This is a genomic window from Micromonospora sp. NPDC048843 (genome assembly GCF_040649965.1).
In the GTDB taxonomy this organism is placed as follows: domain Bacteria; phylum Actinomycetota; class Actinomycetes; order Mycobacteriales; family Micromonosporaceae; genus Micromonospora; species Micromonospora hortensis.
This window is the reverse complement of record NZ_JBEZGJ010000029.1, coordinates 14,487-31,064: the sequence shown is the minus strand read 5'-3', so window position 1 is coordinate 31,064 and position 16,578 is coordinate 14,487. Positions and strand designations below refer to the sequence as shown.

The following is a 16,578-nucleotide window of genomic DNA, read 5'->3' as shown; positions in this document are numbered from 1 at the left end:
CGACAGGAGAGCACGTGACCGACCAACAGGATCTCGGCTGGCTGCTGGACAACTTCGCGGCCCGCGCGACCGAGGTCAGCCACGCGATCGCCATTTCCAGCGACGGCCTGATGGTGGCCGCCACCCGCGACCTGCCACCGGACCGGGCCGACCAGTTGGCCGCCACGGGTAGCGGGCTGGTCAGCCTGCTGCGGGGGGCGGCGGCCTTCTTCGACGCCGGCGCGGTGATCTCCAACGTCACCCAGCTCGAGGGCGGGTTCATGTTCTCCATGGCCTTCAACGACGGCGCCTCGCTGCTGGTGCTCGCCGCGCCCGAGTGCGACGTGGGCAAGGTCTCCTACGAGATGACCGAGCTGGCCAACCGCATCGGGGACGCGCTGACCCCCGCTGCCCGAGCGGCGCTCGCCCGCAGCCGCTGACCACCCCGGCGCCCCCACGCCGGAGACCCCTTCCCCTTCCTCTGGAGTTAGACATGCCTCTCACCACGCCTTGGCGCAGCCGTGCCCTCACCGCCGCGCTGCTCGCCGCCGTGCTGACCACCAGCACGGCCTGCGGCGACGACGCACCGGGCACGAGCGCCGGCGGCTCGATAAAGATCGGCCTGCTCGCGTCACTGTCCGGGACGTACCAGGCTGTCGGTACGGAGATCCGCGACGGCTTCCAGCTCTACCTGGACACCCACGACGGAAAGTTGGGCGGCCGGCAGGTCGACCTCATCGTCGCGGACGAGGGCAACGGCGCCCAGACCGCTGTCCCGGCGGCGACCAAGCTGCTCAAGCAGGACCGGGTGTCCGCGCTCACCGGCATCGTCGGTGGCGGCTCGGTCGCCGGAGTCACCCCCGTGCTCAACGAGACCAAGGTGCCACTGGTCGGCTCCAACGGCCGGCCGGAGCTCAAGGACGTCTCCCGGGTCTGGCACACCTCGTACCTCTCCGACGAGCCCGGGGCGGCGATCGCCCAGCACGTCCGTGACAACGTGAAGGGCTCCGTGTACGCGATCGGCCCGGACTACCAGGGCGGTTGGGACGAGCTGCGCGGCTTCACCGACGCGTTCGGCAAGATCGGCGGGAAGCTCGCGAACGACGACGGCAAGACGACCTTCACGCCGTTCCCGGCAACCACCAACTTCCTCCCGTACTTCGCCCGCATCAAGGCCTCCGGCGCGGCCGCCGTCTACACCTTCTACGCCGGCAGCGCCGCCGTCGACTTCGTGAAGCAGTACGCCCAGTCCGAGATCAAGGACATCCCGTTGTACGCGGCCGGGTTCCTCACCGAGGGCGGTGTGCTCAACGCGCAGGGCGAGGCCGCCCGGGACATCTACTCGGTGCTCAACTACTCGCCCGACCTCGACAACGCGGAGAACCGCGCCTTCGTCGCCGCGTGGAAGGCGAAGCACGACGGTTCGCCGACCACCTACGCGCTCGCCTCGTACGACGCGGCGGCGGTGCTGGACCGGGCGATCGGCGCCGCCGGAAGCAACCCGACCCCCGAGGCCATCAACACCGCCATCGGCCAACTCGGCCAGATCGCCAGCCCGCGCGGCACCTGGCAGTTCTCCACCACCACGCACTCCCCCGTGCAGAAGTGGTACCTGCGGCAGGTCCGCCAGGACGGCCGGGCACTGTCCAACACCGTCGTGGGCGACCTCGCGACCGTCGGCCGGTGATAGCGGTGGCGGCCGGCACGAACCGGATCGACCCGTACCTGATCCCGGCGTTGGACGGAGTCGCCTACGGGCTGCTCGTCTTCGTCGCCGCGTCGGGCCTGGTCTTCTGTTTCGGCGTCGCCAACATCCTCAACCTGGCGCACGGCCTGCTCTACGCGATCGGCGGGTACACCGCCGCGGCGCTGCTCGACGGCGGCTGGGCGAGCCTGGCGTTGGCCCTCGCCGTCGGTGTGCTGGCCGCCGCCGCGACGGGGGTGCTCCTGGCCGGCCTGCTCACACCGGTCGCCACCGGCAATCACCTGAGCCAGGCGCTGCTGACGTTCGGGGTGGCGCTGGCCGGCGGCAGCCTGCTCGTCGCCGGCTTCGGGCCCGACAACCCTCAGGTCCGAGTGCCCGCAGCCCTGGAGGGGTCGGTGATGGTCGCCGGTCACCGCTACGCCGCGTACCGGTTGGTCTTCATCGTCGTCGCGGCGGTGCTCGCCGGCGCCCTCTACCTGGTGGTGCGACACACCAGGGCCGGGATGCTGGTCCGGGCGGCCGTCGACGACCCGGAGATGGTCGCCTGTCTGGGAGTGAGTCCGGCATGGATCCGGGCCGGTGTGCTCGCCGCCGCCGGTGCGCTGGCCGGTGCGGCCGGTGTCCTGGGCGCGCCCATCATCGGCCCCGGCACGGGCACCGCCGACACGGTGCTGCTGCTCTCCCTGGTGGTGGTCGTCCTCGGTGGTCTCGGGTCGATGGCGGGCACCCTGCTGGCCGCGCTCGCGATCGGCGAGATCCAGACGCTGGGGGTGGCGCTGCTGCCCTCCGCCGCGCCGTTCCTGCTGTTCGCCGCCATGGCGGCAGTGCTGGCCGTGCGGGCGCGTGGCCTGGCCGGCAGGTGGAGGGCGGCATGAGGGGCGAGGTGATCCGGCGATTTCGGGGCGGCATCGCGGCGCTGGTCCTGGTCGGCCTGGTCGTGGCGCCCTGGGTGGTCGACGACTACACAACGGCGATCCTGGCCCGGACGCTGGCGCTGGCACTGGTCGGAGTGAGCGTGGCGCTGCTCACCGGCGTCGCCGGCATGCCCACCCTCGGCCAGACCGCACCGTACGCGGCCGGCGCCTACGCCTGCGCCGTGGTCGGCAGCCGAGTCTCCGACATCGGCGTCGTGCAGCTCGTCGTCGCTGCGGCAGCCGGGGCGCTGCTGGCCGCGCTCACCGTGCCGCTCGTCGTGCACGCCCGAGGGGTGATCGTCCTGATGATCACCCTGGCCATCGGTGAACTCGTCGTCATCGTCCTCGGGCGGTGGCGGTCGGTGACCGGTGGCACGGACGGGCTGGCCGGCATCCCGGCGGTCCGCCCGTTCTGGGGGCTCCCGGCCCTGGCCAGCGATCAGGCCCGTTACCTGTACGCCCTGGTCGTCGTGGCCACGCTGGTCGGCGCGGTGCTGGTGCTGCTGCGTACCCGGGCCGGGCTGGTGCTGCGTGCCGGCCGCGACGACGAGACGCGGCTGCGGGCCAGCGGACACCGGGTGGCGTTGCACCTGTCCGGCGCGCACATCGCCGCCGGGGCGATCGCCGGTGCCGCCGGCTCGCTGCTGGTCGTCGCCCAGCAGTACATCTCCCCCGCCGACTTCGGTTTCGACACGTCCGCGCTGCTGCTGCTCGGCGTCGTCATCGGAGGCACCGCCTCGGTGGGTGGCGCCCTGGTGGGTGCGGCGTTGGTCATCGCCGTCCGGGACTGGCTGTTCGGGGTGCTGCCCGGCCACGCGCCACTGGTGCTGGGCGCGCTGTTCGTGGCGACTGTCTACCTGTTGCCCACCGGCGTCAACCGGGCCCGGGGTCGGCTCCGCCTCCCGGGCGTCCCGGCGCGACAGCCGGAGCAGCCAGCCGCCCATGACCAGGCCAGCGTTGCGGAGCTGCACCGATGACCGGCCTGCTGGAAGCCCAGGGGATCAGCGTGCGGTACGGCTCGCTCGCCGCACTCGACGGCGTGGACCTGCGCATCCACGACGGCCAGCGGCACGCGCTGATCGGCCCGAACGGGGCCGGCAAGACGACGCTGCTCAACGTGCTCGGCGGGTCCACCAAGCCGCAACGCGGCACGGTGCGGTTCGACGGACGGGACGTCGGTCGGCTCGGCCCGCCAGCCCGGGCCCGGCGGGGCATCAACCGCATCCACCAACGACCCGCGGTCTTTCCGACGCTCACCGCGACGGAGAACGTCGTGGTGGCCGCCCTGCCACGGGTCATCCCCGGCCGCCGGTGGTGGCCGGGCGGACGCCGCCGCGCCGCACAGCGCCTGGCCGGCCCGCTGCTGGACCAGATGGGGCTCACCGCCGTCGCGGCGGTGCCCGCCGGGCACCTCGCACACGGGCAACGCCGCCAGTTGGAGATCGCGATGGCCCTGGCCGGCCGCCCTCGCCTGCTGCTCCTCGACGAACCGGCGGCCGGGCTGTCCGCCATCGAGGTCGGCCGGCTGGTCGAGGTGCTCCAGGCGCTGCCCAGGGCGGTCGCCGTGTTGCTTGTCGAACACCGACTGGACCTGGTGTACGCCCTCTCCGACACGGTCACGGTGCTGCGCGACGGTCAGACGCTGGCCGCCGGCACACCGGACGAGATCCGTACCTCGCCGCTGGTGCGGCAGGCCTACGCCGACGGGGTGGCCTGATGCTCACTGTGGATCGTCTTTGCGCCGGCTACGGCGGGGGCATCGTCCTGCACGAGGTCAGCCTGCGGGTACGCCCGGGCAGCATCCAGGCCGTGGTGGGTCGCAACGGGGCGGGCAAGAGCACGCTCGTGCACACCATCGCCGGGCTGGTGCGGGCGACCAGCGGTCGCATCGAGATCGGCGGCGTGCACGTCGCCGGCCGACAACCGCATCGCATCGCCCAGTCCGGCGTCGGTCTCGTCCCGCAGGGCCGACGGGTCTTCTCCCGGTTGACAGTGGCCGAGCATCTGCACCTGGCGGCCGCGCCGTGGCGGGCCCCCACCTCCGGCGGCGAGGGCTGGACGGTCGCCCGGACCCTGGAACTGCTGCCGAGGCTGGCGGTGCGGCTGCGACACCGCGGCTGCGAACTCTCCGGCGGCGAGCAGCAGATGCTGGCGATAGCCCGTGCGCTGCTCGGCCAACCTCGGGTGCTGCTGCTCGACGAACCATGTGAGGGGCTCTCGCCCGATCTGGCCGCACGGGTTCGTGAACTCGTCAACGGTCTCGCCGCCGACGGCCTGACCGTGCTGCTCGTGGAGCAGCAACTCCAACACGCCATCGAGCTCGCGGACCGGGTGGCGGTGCTGGAGTACGGCCGAGTGGTCTACGACCGGCCGACCGCGGAGGCCCGCCGCGATCCGGCCCCACTGGTGGCGATGTTGAGCGTTGCCGCCGTTGCGCCGCCCCCGGCCAACCGATCGACCCCTCGGCTCTGGGCCGACACCCCGTAGTCACCCGACCCTTCTCGAGTCACCCGACCCTTCACGGAGAGGTAGACACCGATGACAACCGCTACGAGCGATGACACGTACACGTTCGACAACGGCGCACCGGACGCCGTTCCCCAGATGCACGCGCTGGAGTCCTTCCTGGATCCGATCACGACGCGTCGGCTGGCCCGCCCGGTGCTGGAGCCGGGTGCGACCTGCTGGGAGGTCGGGGCCGGTGGCGGCTCGATGGCCCGCCGGATGGCCCGCGCGGTCGGCGACGACGGGCACGTGCTGGCCACCGACATCGACCCCACCCACCTCGTGGCCGAGGGCAATCTGCACGTACGCCAGCACGACGTGCGTACCGAACCGCCACCCGGGGACGCGTTCGACCTGATCCACGCCCGGCTGGTGCTGCTGCACCTCCCCGATCGACGACGGGTCCTGCGCACGCTCACCGGCGCGCTGGCCCCGGGCGGGTGGCTGGTGGTCGAGGAGTTCGACTGCACCGCACCTCAGCGGGTGCTGACCGCGCCCAGCGACGACGCCGCGAAGCTCTTCGCGCAGGTCATGGACGCCATGATGGGTGTCCTGGAGGACCACGGCGCTGACCTGGGCTGGGCGCAGGACGTACACACCGAGATGGCCCTCGCCGGTCTGACCGACCTGGACACCATCACCCACTCGCAGAGCTGGGCCGGCGGGTCGACCGGAACGTCGCTCTACGAGACCAACTCCCGCCAGTTGGAACCGGACCTGCTGGCGGCCGGGCTGTCGCCCAACCAACTGAACGCCTTCCGGCGGCTGCTCCGTGACCCCGGATTCGCCGTCATGTCGTACCACTTCGTCTCCACGCGGGGCCGCCTACCGAGCTGAGCAGGTGGACCACCGCGCGGAGCGCGGTCACGCCGTCCGTACCTCTCCCGCCGCAGCACCTCCCCCCGCTGCGCTCCGGACAGCTCTACGACGGCGTCGACCGCACCGGCCGGGCTCCCCGCAAGAGAGCCCGGCCGGCCCATGTCCCGCGCCCGCACCCGCACCCCGCCGATCTTGCACTTTCGGTTGCCCATACGTGTGGAATGCCCCCTATGTCGGGACAGAAAGTGCAAGATCGCGGCATGGCGGGCGGGCTGGCCTCGTGGATCATGGAGTTGTGGTGCCTGGATTAGGGTTATTCAGGGCTTTGTTGCCCACCACAACTCCACGATCGACGAGGTGGTGCGGCCCCGGCTCAGCGCGGAGTGGTCTCCTGGTCGGCCAGGACAATCAGGTCCTCGGGGCGTGCCGGCAGCGGTGCCGTCGCCCCGTCGAGCCACACGAGATAGCCCACCGGCGGACCTGACCGACCCCACCGGGCGCCGACGATCGTGGCCGACTTCGCCTGGTGCGGCTGCCTGAGCAGGCGTACCCGGGTGCCCGGCGCATGTCCGTCGTCGGCGACGATCAGCAGCGCGTCAAGGATCTGCCGGCCACCAGCGACGGGCAGCCCCGACACGTACGGCTCGCCCGCGTATCCCAGACGCGGCGTCATCATCGTCCTCAAGAGCGCGGTCTGCCGGATCGCCTCCTGTCGGACCTGCCCGTCCACGCTGCGTTCGACAGTGGTCAGCGCCTGCTCGATGCGCGACCAGAGGGCCAGTGGCTCCTGGTCGAGCAGGCGGCGGGCCTCGCGGTCGACGTCGGCGCAGGCCGTGTCGAGCGCGGTGTCCTCGCCGAGTTCCGCGATCCAGGCGAGGTCCCCCACCTCGGGCAGCAACCCCGGCGACTCGGCCACGATCACGATGTACAGCATCGCGAGCAGTTCCTCGCGGCCCTCGCCGTGATAGAGCGAGCCGACCCCGCTGCCGGTACGCCCACGGCTGGGCGGAAACCGCTCGACGAGGTGCCGCGCGCGGCCATGGGGCAGGATCGCGGCCCGCCTGGTGTCCGACACCCGCTCCTCGAACGACCGCCGCTCACGACGTTCGACGAGCAGTTGGCGATGCGGGTCGAACCCGATCGGATAGATCGTCCGCCCGTACCGGGAAAGGGTTTCGCCGGGCCGGAGGCCGACCGCCTCAAGCTGCCGGGCCGCCTCGGAGTAGGCGACGCCGGCCCGGGCTGCATGCTCCCGGATGGCGCGCTTGCGGGCGCGTCCCGGGGTCGGGGTCCGTCGGGGGGTGGGATCAGACATGACGCCTCCGGTGCAGCCCCACGCACTCCACCGAACGGGCGGCGTGGCCGGCACGCCGAGAGTCGACAGATCGGCGCGGAGTCGGAGACTCTTGGCCCCAATCATGCGGTCAGGCGTGGGCCACCACATCGGGCGCGGGCAGGCGCTCTGCCGTGGCCAGCATATCGTGACGCCGACCGTCGGTGTGGATGTGCACACCCTGGCCGCCCTTCCCTCTCGGCCCCCGTGTCAGCCGGTGTCGGTGGCGTGTCGGGGCGGTGTCAGCGGGCCCGCGCAGACTGGGCGCATGACAGCTGACCTGGTGATCGAGGCCGAGGGCCTCGTGAAGACGTTTGGGAAGACGAGGGCGCTACAGGGCGTGGATCTCGCCGTTCCCCGTGGGACGGTGCTCGGGGTGCTCGGGCCCAACGGCGCCGGCAAGACCACCGCGGTGCGCATCCTCTCCACCCTGCTCACCCCGGACGGCGGGACCGCCCGAATCAGCGGTTTCGACGTGGTACGGGACGCCGAGCGCGTTCGGCAGAGTATCGGACTCACCGGCCAGTACGCCTCGGTCGACGAGGACCTGACCGGACGGCAGAACCTGGAGCTGTTCGGCACCCTGCTGGAGCTGGGGCGCGCCGGCGCCCGGCGACGGGCCGCCGAGCTGCTCGACTGGTTCGACCTGACCGATGCCGCGAACCGTCAGGCCAAGACCTACTCCGGGGGCATGCGGCGACGGCTGGACCTGGCCGCCAGCCTGGTCGGCTCCCCCGACGTGATCTTCCTGGACGAGCCGACGACCGGCCTCGACCCGGCCAAGCGCGAGGACATGTGGGACGTGGTCCGAACGCTTGTCAACAACGGTTCGACGGTGCTGCTCACCACCCAGTACCTGGAGGAGGCCGACGCGCTCGCCGACGCGATCACGGTGATCGACCACGGTCGGGTCATCGCGCACGACACCCCCGAAGGGCTCAAGCGGGTGGTCGGCGGGCAGACCCTGGAGGTCCGGCCGTCCGATCCGGCTCAGCTGCCCCGCACCGCGGAGATCCTGACCCAGGTCGGCTCCGGCGCGCAGGCCGACGAGATCCGCAAGGGCGTGCTCGCGGTGCCGGTCACCGACGACGCGGCCCTGACCGAGAGCGTGGCGCGGTTCGCCACGGCCGGCATCGCGGTCACTGAACTCTCCCTGCACCTGCCGAGCCTCGACGAGGTGTTCTTCACCCTCACCGGGCGTACGGCATCAGAAGACGACACCACCCGCCCCACGGAGGTCGCGGCATGAGCACTCTGACCGACACCGCGCCCACGAGAAGCCGCGCACTCTCGACGACCGCGCCGAACCCTCGGCCGTTCCGGCTGGTCCGGCACTCGTTGGCGCTCGCCAAGCGCAGCCTCATCAAGACCTGGCGTACGCCCGAGGCGCTCATCGACGTCACACTGCAACCGGTGCTGTTCCTCATCATCTTCGTGTACGTCTTCGGCGGCGCCGTCGCCGGATCGACCCACGACTACCTTCAGTTCCTGCTGCCCGGCATCCTGGCGCAGACGATCGCGACCGGCGCCATCGCGATCGGCGTCAACCTCAACACCGACATCGCCAAGGGCATCTTCGACAGGTTCCGGTCGTTGCCGATCCCCCGCTCCGCACCACTGGTCGGCGCGGTCCTCGGCGACGTCGTCCGGTACGTCATCGTCACCGTGTCGACCCTCGCGATCGGCTACGTGATGGGTTTCCGGATCGACACCGACCCGTTCCGGGCGATCGCCGGGTGTCTGCTCGCTGTGCTGTTCGCGCTCTGCCTGAGCTGGCTGCCGGTGCTGGTGTCGATGAAGGTGCGGACCGCGGGTGCCGTACAGGGCGTGATGTTCGCGTTGATCATGCCGCTGAGCTTCGCGTCCAACGTGTTCGTCGGCGCCGACACCCTGCCGGGCTGGATGCAGGCGTTCGTGGACGTCAACCCGATGACCCACCTGGTGGCGTCGGTACGCGGGCTGTTCCTCGGCACCCCACTGGGCAACCACGTGTGGTGGACGCTCGCCTGGTGCGCCGGCTTCGTCGCGGTGTTCATGCCGCTGGCGCTGCGGGCGTACCGCAAGAAGATCTGACCTACGCGAGCAGGTCGTCCATCAGCTCACGGATCCGGCTGACGGCCGCGGCGGGTGGCCGCTCACGCCACGCGGCAAGCAACGGCTCACGCTGCTCCTCGTTTCCGAGGATGGCGTTGAGCCGTTCGCCGTTCTCGAAGGGGAAGAACATCTCGATCTGGGTACCGATCCGCTTCGCGAGTACTGCCAGTTCGCGGGCGGCGTCGACGTCACCCCGGTACGCCGCGAACTCCGCGCCGCCCGACGCCCACGCCCCGATCACCGGCAGGTCCCGGGAGGTCAGCGCGTCGTCGCGGGCGAGCGCCAGCATCGCGGCCGCCTGAACGGTGGCGTCGGTGCCCGACACCCGACCAACCTGCGCGACCCGCAAATAGATGATCGCCGCCGTGGCCCGGAGCATCACGCGCGGCTGTGGCTGCGGCCCGACCCAGCCGGCGAGGACCCGCGTCACCTCGTCGGCGTGGGCGAGCGCCTCGTCGTACCGCTCACGTTGCCAGGCGAGGTGCGCCAGGCCGAGCAGCGCCTGCGCGGCGTCGACCTGCTCGGCCTGGCCCAGCGCGGCCGTCTCGCCCAGTCGCCGCTCCGCCTCCGCATCGCCGGTCAGGGCGAGCTGCACGTCCAGCCGTACCCGAATCGACCGCGCGTCCTGCGTGGCGCCGACCAACTCCATGTGCCGGACGCTGCGGGTCAACCACTCGGCCGACCGGGCGTCCCCGCCCGGGACCAGGAACTGCCCGACCGCACCCGCCGCCATCGCCATGCCCCAGTGGTCGCCGGCGGCCTCGAAGCGGTGGTACGCCTGCTCGGCGTCGCTGATCGACGCGTCCGGCAGGCCGCCGTTCTCCCGTACCGCAGCGCGTGCGAACAGCCCCAGCCCCTGCACGTACGGGTCTGGGTGCGCGACCATCTCGGTGGCGCTCTTCAGGCTCTGCTCCACGTCGGCGGCGTCGAAGCCGGGCAGTGCCGACGCGAGAGCGGTCAACCGGGACGACACCTCGGCGGGACGTTCGGTCAGGAGCGTCCGCAGCGCCCGCCGGGCGAGCACGGCGGGCCGCAGGTCGGCGCTGACGCCGGCGTTCACGCTGATCACCACGCAGGTCCAGGCCAGCCGGTCGGCGTTGGGAAGTGGCCGGCCACTGGCTGCCCCGCGCAGGGTCGCCGACCGCAGCCGCCGCTGCGGGTCGTCGATGTGCAGCAGCCCGCGCGCCCAGGCGAGGACCTCCAGGTGCAGGCCCCGCACCGACCAGAGGTGGAACAGCGCGGTGGCGACGTCGACGGAGGCGGGCTCGTCGTCCGCTGCCATTGCCCATCGCAGGCCCGCGACCAGGTTGTCCTGCTCGGCGGCGCAACGGTGCAGCGCCTCGACCTGGCCGGGGCCGATGAAGCGGGCGGCCAGCGCGACGGCCTGCTCCCGCGCCCACCTGACCAGGCCGGCCATGGCCTGATCCCGGGCACCGGCCGCGTCCAGCCGGGCCTCGCCGTACTCACGGACCGTTTCGAGCATGCGGTAACGCGGCGGACCGTCCCCCTCGACCAGCGTCAACAGGGACTGTTCGACGAGGGTCGCCAGGCCGCGACGGACGTCCGGGGCCTGCGCGACGGCGGCGGCGAGGTCCGCGGTGAACGGTGCGGGAATGACAGCGACCCGCTGGAGCAGGTCGCGGTCGGCCTCGTCGAGCAGTTCCCTGCTCCAGTCGACAAGCGCCCACAGGCTCGCGTGCCGCTCGGGCAGGCCGCGCAGGGCGTCGTCGAGCAGCGCGAACCGGTCGGTCAGCCCGGCGAGCACGTCGTCGATCGGCATGTGCCGCAGTCGCGCGGCGGCCAGTTCGAGGGCCAACGGCAGGTTGTCGAGCCGGTGGCACAAGGCGAGCGCTCGCTCGGTGTCCCAGGTCGGTACGGCGCCACCGGCCCGTGCTCGGGACTCGACCAGCGCGAGCGCGTCGGCGTCCGGCAACGCGGTCAGCCGGTACACCAACTCGCCGACCAGGCCCAGTGGGGCGCGGCTCGTCGCGAGCACCGCGACCTCCGACGAGGCCGCCGCGACCAGGTCCGCGACGACGACGGCCACCGCGTCGAGCACGTGCTCGCAGTTGTCCAGCACCACCAGACCGTCGAGGTCCGGCGCCACGGCGCGCAGCCGATCCTCGGGGCTGAGGATCCGCCGCTCCAGGCCCAGGTTGCCGCCGGTCGACGTGGTGTCCGCACCGCCGAGCGCGGCGAGCACAGTGGGCAGCACCTCGTCGGGCGAGCGCAGACCAGCGAGTTCGATCACGCGGACCGCCCGTCCACCCGCTGCCGTCCGCCTGGCCACCTCGGCGGCGAGCCGGGTCTTGCCCGCCCCGCCGGTCGCCACGATCGTCACGACGGGTGTCTCGGCTAGCGCGTCGGTGACTGCCTTGACGTCCCGCTCCCGCCCGACGAGGGCGGCCATGGGGCGGCGCCACGCGGCGGGCAGCGTGATCCGGGCCTGTTGCCGGGGCGGCGCCGCGACGGGCGGTGCGGTGAGTTCACCGCGCAGCAGCGCCAGGTGGACGCTCGTGATCACGGGCGACGGGTCGGTGCCGTAGCGGTCGGCCAGCTCGGCGCGCAGTCGCTCGACCACCTCCAGCGCCTCCGCCTCCCGTCCCTGTGCCGCGAGCACCCGGACGAGCAGGGCGGCGGACGGCTCGTCCGGCGGTGTCCGCGCGACGAGTCGGCCCAGGTCCACCTCGTCGAACGGGCCCGCGCCGGCGAGTGCCGCCTGCGCGCGCAGCGCGGCGACCTCCGCGAACAGGCGGCTGTCCTCGGCGCTGACCAACTCCGGCACCTCGGGGAACAGGGCCCGCGCCTGGTCGGCCAGGCCGCGGGCGGCACTGACGTCACCGCACCGGAGCACGGCGCCGGCCTGATCGACGAGCGCGCGCGCCTCGACCGCGTCGACGGTGATCTCCTCGGCGGGCAGCCGGTATCCGCCCGGCACCGCGACCACGGGCAGCCCGAGACGACGCACCCGGGACACGAGCGCCTGGACGGCGCCGGTCGCGTCGTCCGGTGGAGCACCGTCCCAGACGGCGTCCACGAGCAGGCTCACGGAGACCGCCCGCCCCCGCGCGTCGACGAGCGCGCGGAGCACCGCCGCGAGCCGTTCACCCCGAACGGGCTGGCCGTCGACGGCGAGTGGGCCGAGGGTCGCGATGTGCACGGACCCAGCATCCCCCACGCACGCACGGGCCCGACGACCACCGGTCCGCCGGGCCGGTCACTGCCCCACGACCAGCTTGACAGGCCGTCATTCGGTTAGGTTAGCCTAACCTCATGCAGAACGAGTTGGCGTCGGTCAACGGGGAGCGCAGCCTGTCCGGCGTCGACCTTCGTCTGGGCTATCACGGTGTGCCGGTGGTGCACGGTGCCGTGATCGACCTGCGCGCGGGCGCCGTCACCGCACTGGTGGGACCCAACGGCAGCGGCAAGTCCACACTGCTGCGGGCCCTGGCCCGGCTGCACCCGATCGAGGCCGGAATCGTGCACCTCGCCGACGGCGTCACGGCCGCCAGCCTCGCGGCCCGGGAGTTCGCCCGGCGGGTCACCCTGCTCGCCCAGAGCCGGCCGGTGCCCAGCGGCGTCACCGTCCGCGACGTCGTCGGCTACGGCCGCCACCCCTACCGGGGGCGCTGGCGCACCGAGGACCCGGACGGTCCCGCCGCCATCGCACGCGCCATGGACGTCACCGGCGTCGCCGCGATGGCCGACCGTCCGGTCGACGAACTCTCCGGAGGCGAGTTGCAGCGGGTCTGGTTGGCCACCTGCCTCGCCCAGGACACCCCGGTTCTACTCCTCGACGAGCCCACCACATTTCTCGACCTGCGCTACCAGGTGGAGATCCTCGACCTGGTCCGTGACCTCGCGGACGATCACGGCGTCGCCGTCGGCGTCGTGCTGCACGACCTCAACCAGGCGGCCGCAGTGGCGGACGAGGTGGTCCTGTTGCAGCAGGGCCGGGTCCGCGCCACCGGCACCCCGGCAACGGTGTTCACCGAGAACGCCCTCACCGAGACCTACGGGATCCGCATCGAGGTGACCACCGACCCGGTCAGCGGATTGGTCACCACCCGCCCGGTCGGGCGGCACCAGATCCGCGCCCTGGTCTGAACACCCCCATCCACAGCAGAGAAAGACCGTCATGACCCGTACCCGTTTCACCGCCCTCATCGCCGTCGTGGCCGCGCTGACGCTCGGCGCCTGCGGCACCACCGAGAACGCCGCGGCCCCCGACACCTCCGCCTCGGCGTCCGGCGGCCCGGTCACCGTCACCGACAGCCGGGGCAAGGAGATCACCCTCAAGGCGCCGGCGACCAAGGTCGTCGGGCTTGAGTGGGGCGAGGTCGAGCTGCTGGTCAGCCTGGGCGTCATGCCCGTCGGCGTCGCCGACCCCAAGGGCTACGGCACCTGGGTCACCTCCGCGAAGCTCGATCCCGGCGTCAAGGACGTCGGGGTCCGCGGGGAGCCCAGCGTCGACGCGATCGTCGCCCTCCAGCCCGACCTCGTCGTGATGGAGGACGACCGGGGCGCCAACATCGTCACTCAGCTGGAGAAGTTCGTGCCCGTGGTGGTCGCCAAGGGCAGTGACGCCACCGACAACCTCGGCCGGATGCGCACCGACCTCAACATGATCGCGAAGGCGGTCGGCAAGACCACCGAGGCGGAGAAGCTGCTCACCGACTTCGACGCGGCCATCGCCGACGGCAAGAAGAAGATCGCCGACGCCGGTGCCGCCGGCCGACCGTTCGCCATCGCCGACGGCTGGAAGGAGGGCAGCACCGTCAGCATCCGGATGTTCGGCACTGGCGCGCTGGTCTCCCAGATCGGCATCCAACTCGGCCTCACCAACGCCTGGACCGGCAAGACCGATGACGTGTGGGGCCTGGGCCAGACCGACGTCGAGGGCATGACGGTCCTCAAGGACCCGAACATGCACCTCTTCTACAACGCCTCCGACGGCGACGACGTGTTCGCCGACGGTCTCGCCGGCAACGCCATCTGGAAGTCGCTGCCCTTCGTGCAGAAGGGCAACCTGCACAAGATGCCCAACGGTATCTGGACCTTCGGCGGCCCGCTCTCCGGCAAGCAGTACATCGACGAACTCGTCAAGACGTACACGGTGTGAGCGTGCTGAACGCGCCCCCACGCCCGGAGCCGGCCACCCGGCCGGCTCCGGGCGGACGCCCGACCATGCCCCGCATCGCCGTCGTCTTCGTCGCCGCGATCCTGCTGCTGCTCGTGGTCGGCGCGGTGCACCTCACCCAGGGCACCTCGAACGTCGGCGCCCTCGACCTCCTGCGGCTCGCGACCGGCGCCGACGACGAGGCGGCCCGCGTCCTGATCGCGTCCCGGCTGCCCCGGCTGCTCGCCGGGCTCGCCATCGGCGTGGCGCTCGGATTCGCCGGGGCGGCGTTGCAGTCGATCGCCCGCAACCCGCTCGCCTCCCCCGACACACTCGCTGTCAACGCGGGCGCCCACCTGGCGATCGTGGCCGTCGCCGCATTCGGCGTCTCGCTGCCCGCGCTGCCCGCCGGCGGCCTCGCCTTCTGCGGCGGGCTGGCCGCCGCCGGCCTGGTGATGGCGATGTCCTCCGGTGGGCAGGCCGGCACCACCCGGCTGATCCTCGCCGGCTCGGCGACCGCGTTGGCGCTCGGGTCGGTGACCACACTGCTGCTGCTCCTGTTCGAGCAGGCCACCATCGGGCTGTTCGCCTGGGGGAACGGCTCGCTGGTGCAGAGCGACCTGACCGCGCTGACCCAACTCGCTCCGGTGATCGTCGGCGCCGCCATCGTGCTCGTGCTGCTCGGGCACCGCCTCGACATCCTCGCCCTCGGCGACGACACCGCCACAGTGCTCGGCCTCGACGTGCGGCGCACCCGGCTCACCGTCATGGTGCTGGCCGTGCTGCTCTCCGCCGCGGCAGTCACCCTCACCGGCCCGGTCGGCTTCGTCGGCCTGTGCGCACCGGTGATCGTCAGGCTGCTCGCCCCCGTGGTGCCGGGGGTGCACCGGCACCGCGTCCTGCTGCCGTTGTCCGGCATCGCCGGGGTCATCATCGTGCTCGGCTCCGACGTGCTGCTGCGGGCCGTGATGGGCGGGCAGGCCGGTGTCGACATCCCCACCGGCGTGGTCACCACACTGTTCGGCGCGGCGATCCTCATCTGGCTGGCCCGCCGGCACCGCGACGCCGGCCCCACCCGTCGTCCGCCCGGCGGGCACGCGGCCGTCCGCTCCGCGGCCTTCCACCGCGGCGTCGTCGCCGTCACCGCCGCCCTGACCGTCTGCGCAGTGGCGGTCGGCATGCTCGCCGGTGACACCTGGGTGCTGCTCGGTGACGTGGTCAACTGGGTCGACGGCACCACCGGGCCCGCGTACACCTTTGTGCTGGACCAGCGGTGGCCGCGCGTCGCCGCGGCGGTCCTGGCCGGCGCGGCGCTCGCTGTCGCCGGCACCACGGTGCAGGCGGTCTGCCGCAATCCGCTGGCCGAACCCGGCATCCTCGGCATCACCGCCGGCGCCGGGCTCGGCGCGGTCTCCCTGCTCACCTTCGTGCCGCTGGCCGGGGTGTGGGCCGTCTCCGGCGTTGCCGGTCTCGGCGCGATGCTGGCGTTCGCCCTTGTCTACGGCCTGGCCTGGCGCGGCGGACTGAGCTCCGACCGACTGGTGCTGATCGGTTTCGGGGCCTGGCAGGGCGGCATGGCGGTCATCACCTACCTGGTCGTGGCCTTCGACCCGTGGAACACCGGGAAGGCGTTGACCTGGCTGTCCGGCTCCACCTACGGTCGGATGCCCACCCAGGTGCTGCCGGTCCTGATCGCCCTGCTGGTGCTCACACCGGCCGTGGTCGCCGCCCGCCGGGAGCTCGACCTGATGGCGCTGGACGACGACACCCCCCGCGTGCTCGGCGTCCGGCTGGAACGCACCCGGTTGGTCGCGCTCGGCGCGGCGGCGCTGCTCACCTCCACCGCCGTCTCGGCCGTCGGGGTCATCGGTTTCGTCGGTCTGGTCGCCCCGCACGCCGCGCGGGCGCTCGTCGGCGGCCGGCACTCCCGGGTGCTCCCGGTGGCCGCCCTGCTCGGCGCGGCGCTGGTCAGCATCGCCGACACCTTCGGTCGGACGGTCATCGCGCCGGCCCAGATCCCCGCCGGCCTGGTCACCGCCATGATCGGCACCCCGTACTTCGTCTGGCTGCTGTGGCGCTCCCGCGCCGTGGCGAGCACCACCCGGTAGAG

General features: G+C 72.4%; 14 protein-coding genes. 12 read left to right on the top strand and 2 right to left on the bottom strand.

What is annotated here, in order from left to right; all coding sequences use genetic code 11:
- Positions 1–14: 14 nt before the first annotated feature.
- The 7 genes from AB0C20_RS10135 to AB0C20_RS10105 are packed head-to-tail and all read left to right on the top strand — an operon-like array spanning position 15 to position 5,940.
- The gene (locus tag AB0C20_RS10135; protein ID WP_030490280.1) at positions 15–419 is read left to right on the top strand and encodes a roadblock/LC7 domain-containing protein; all 405 of its coding nucleotides are present in this window, start codon (positions 15–17) and stop codon (positions 417–419) included.
- 53 nt (positions 420–472) lie between these two features.
- The gene (locus tag AB0C20_RS10130; protein WP_357185700.1) at positions 473–1,666 is read left to right on the top strand and encodes an ABC transporter substrate-binding protein; all 1,194 of its coding nucleotides are present in this window, start codon (positions 473–475) and stop codon (positions 1,664–1,666) included.
- Positions 1,663–2,559, top strand: coding sequence for a branched-chain amino acid ABC transporter permease (locus tag AB0C20_RS10125; RefSeq protein ID WP_357185697.1), 897 nt, complete (start codon positions 1,663–1,665; stop codon positions 2,557–2,559). The genes AB0C20_RS10130 and AB0C20_RS10125 overlap by 4 nt, the downstream gene beginning before the upstream one ends.
- Entirely contained in the window at positions 2,556–3,575 is a 1,020-nt protein-coding gene (locus AB0C20_RS10120; protein WP_357185694.1) for a branched-chain amino acid ABC transporter permease, read from the top strand. Before AB0C20_RS10125 ends, AB0C20_RS10120 begins: the two co-directional genes overlap by 4 nt.
- Positions 3,572–4,315, top strand: a complete 744-nt coding sequence (locus AB0C20_RS10115; RefSeq protein WP_357185690.1) for an ABC transporter ATP-binding protein — start codon at positions 3,572–3,574, stop codon at positions 4,313–4,315. Before AB0C20_RS10120 ends, AB0C20_RS10115 begins: the two co-directional genes overlap by 4 nt.
- A complete protein-coding gene (locus tag AB0C20_RS10110) occupies positions 4,315–5,085 on the top strand; it encodes an ABC transporter ATP-binding protein (protein ID WP_357185686.1) in 771 nt (256 codons plus the stop codon). Before AB0C20_RS10115 ends, AB0C20_RS10110 begins: the two co-directional genes overlap by 1 nt.
- 51 nt (positions 5,086–5,136) lie before the next feature.
- The gene (locus tag AB0C20_RS10105; RefSeq protein ID WP_357185683.1) at positions 5,137–5,940 is read left to right on the top strand and encodes a methyltransferase domain-containing protein; all 804 of its coding nucleotides are present in this window, start codon (positions 5,137–5,139) and stop codon (positions 5,938–5,940) included.
- A gap of 355 nt (positions 5,941–6,295) precedes the next feature.
- Here the strand turns inward: AB0C20_RS10105 and AB0C20_RS10100 are convergent, their stop codons facing one another.
- The gene (locus AB0C20_RS10100) at positions 6,296–7,237 is read right to left on the bottom strand and encodes a hypothetical protein (RefSeq protein ID WP_357185680.1); all 942 of its coding nucleotides are present in this window, start codon (positions 7,235–7,237) and stop codon (positions 6,296–6,298) included.
- Between the two features lie 286 nt (positions 7,238–7,523).
- Here AB0C20_RS10100 and AB0C20_RS10095 point away from each other — a divergent pair, with 286 nt between their 5' ends.
- Together AB0C20_RS10095 and AB0C20_RS10090 are read left to right on the top strand one after the other, a co-directional pair.
- The gene (locus tag AB0C20_RS10095) at positions 7,524–8,504 is read left to right on the top strand and encodes an ATP-binding cassette domain-containing protein (RefSeq protein ID WP_210781139.1); all 981 of its coding nucleotides are present in this window, start codon (positions 7,524–7,526) and stop codon (positions 8,502–8,504) included.
- On the top strand, positions 8,501–9,328 hold the full coding sequence (locus tag AB0C20_RS10090) for an ABC transporter permease (RefSeq protein ID WP_124822795.1): 828 nt from the start codon (positions 8,501–8,503) through the stop codon (positions 9,326–9,328). Before AB0C20_RS10095 ends, AB0C20_RS10090 begins: the two co-directional genes overlap by 4 nt.
- Before the next feature lies 1 nt (position 9,329).
- Here the strand turns inward: AB0C20_RS10090 and AB0C20_RS10085 are convergent, their stop codons facing one another.
- Positions 9,330–12,509, bottom strand: coding sequence for a BTAD domain-containing putative transcriptional regulator (locus tag AB0C20_RS10085; protein ID WP_357567742.1), 3,180 nt, complete (start codon positions 12,507–12,509; stop codon positions 9,330–9,332).
- A gap of 113 nt (positions 12,510–12,622) precedes the next feature.
- Between AB0C20_RS10085 and AB0C20_RS10080 the strand changes: the two genes are divergently transcribed.
- From AB0C20_RS10080 to AB0C20_RS10070, 3 genes are read left to right on the top strand one after another with little or no spacing between them, the layout of a single operon-like run.
- Complete coding sequence (locus tag AB0C20_RS10080) at positions 12,623–13,456, top strand: ABC transporter ATP-binding protein (RefSeq protein WP_357185673.1); 834 nt, start codon at positions 12,623–12,625, stop codon at positions 13,454–13,456.
- Positions 13,457–13,487: 31 nt separating this feature from the next.
- Positions 13,488–14,471, top strand: a complete 984-nt coding sequence (locus AB0C20_RS10075; RefSeq protein ID WP_357567741.1) for an iron-siderophore ABC transporter substrate-binding protein — start codon at positions 13,488–13,490, stop codon at positions 14,469–14,471.
- A gap of 5 nt (positions 14,472–14,476) precedes the next feature.
- On the top strand, positions 14,477–16,576 hold the full coding sequence (locus tag AB0C20_RS10070; RefSeq protein ID WP_357567748.1) for an iron ABC transporter permease: 2,100 nt from the start codon (positions 14,477–14,479) through the stop codon (positions 16,574–16,576).
- The last annotated feature ends 2 nt before the right edge of the window (positions 16,577–16,578 follow it).

What these genes read in the sequence shown, in the direction of transcription:
- AB0C20_RS10090 (WP_124822795.1), top strand. Translation starts at nt 8,501, where the DNA reads ATGAGCACTCTGACCGACACCGCGCCCACGAGAAGCCGCGCACTCTCG.
- AB0C20_RS10075 (WP_357567741.1), top strand. Translation starts at nt 13,488, where the DNA reads ATGACCCGTACCCGTTTCACCGCCCTCATCGCCGTCGTGGCCGCGCTG.
- AB0C20_RS10100 (WP_357185680.1), bottom strand. Translation starts at nt 7,237, where the DNA reads ATGTCTGATCCCACCCCCCGACGGACCCCGACCCCGGGACGCGCCCGC.
- AB0C20_RS10095 (WP_210781139.1), top strand. Translation starts at nt 7,524, where the DNA reads ATGACAGCTGACCTGGTGATCGAGGCCGAGGGCCTCGTGAAGACGTTT.
- AB0C20_RS10110 (WP_357185686.1), top strand. Translation starts at nt 4,315, where the DNA reads ATGCTCACTGTGGATCGTCTTTGCGCCGGCTACGGCGGGGGCATCGTC.
- AB0C20_RS10120 (WP_357185694.1), top strand. Translation starts at nt 2,556, where the DNA reads ATGAGGGGCGAGGTGATCCGGCGATTTCGGGGCGGCATCGCGGCGCTG.
- AB0C20_RS10080 (WP_357185673.1), top strand. Translation starts at nt 12,623, where the DNA reads ATGCAGAACGAGTTGGCGTCGGTCAACGGGGAGCGCAGCCTGTCCGGC.
- AB0C20_RS10105 (WP_357185683.1), top strand. Translation starts at nt 5,137, where the DNA reads ATGACAACCGCTACGAGCGATGACACGTACACGTTCGACAACGGCGCA.
- AB0C20_RS10115 (WP_357185690.1), top strand. Translation starts at nt 3,572, where the DNA reads ATGACCGGCCTGCTGGAAGCCCAGGGGATCAGCGTGCGGTACGGCTCG.
- AB0C20_RS10130 (WP_357185700.1), top strand. Translation starts at nt 473, where the DNA reads ATGCCTCTCACCACGCCTTGGCGCAGCCGTGCCCTCACCGCCGCGCTG.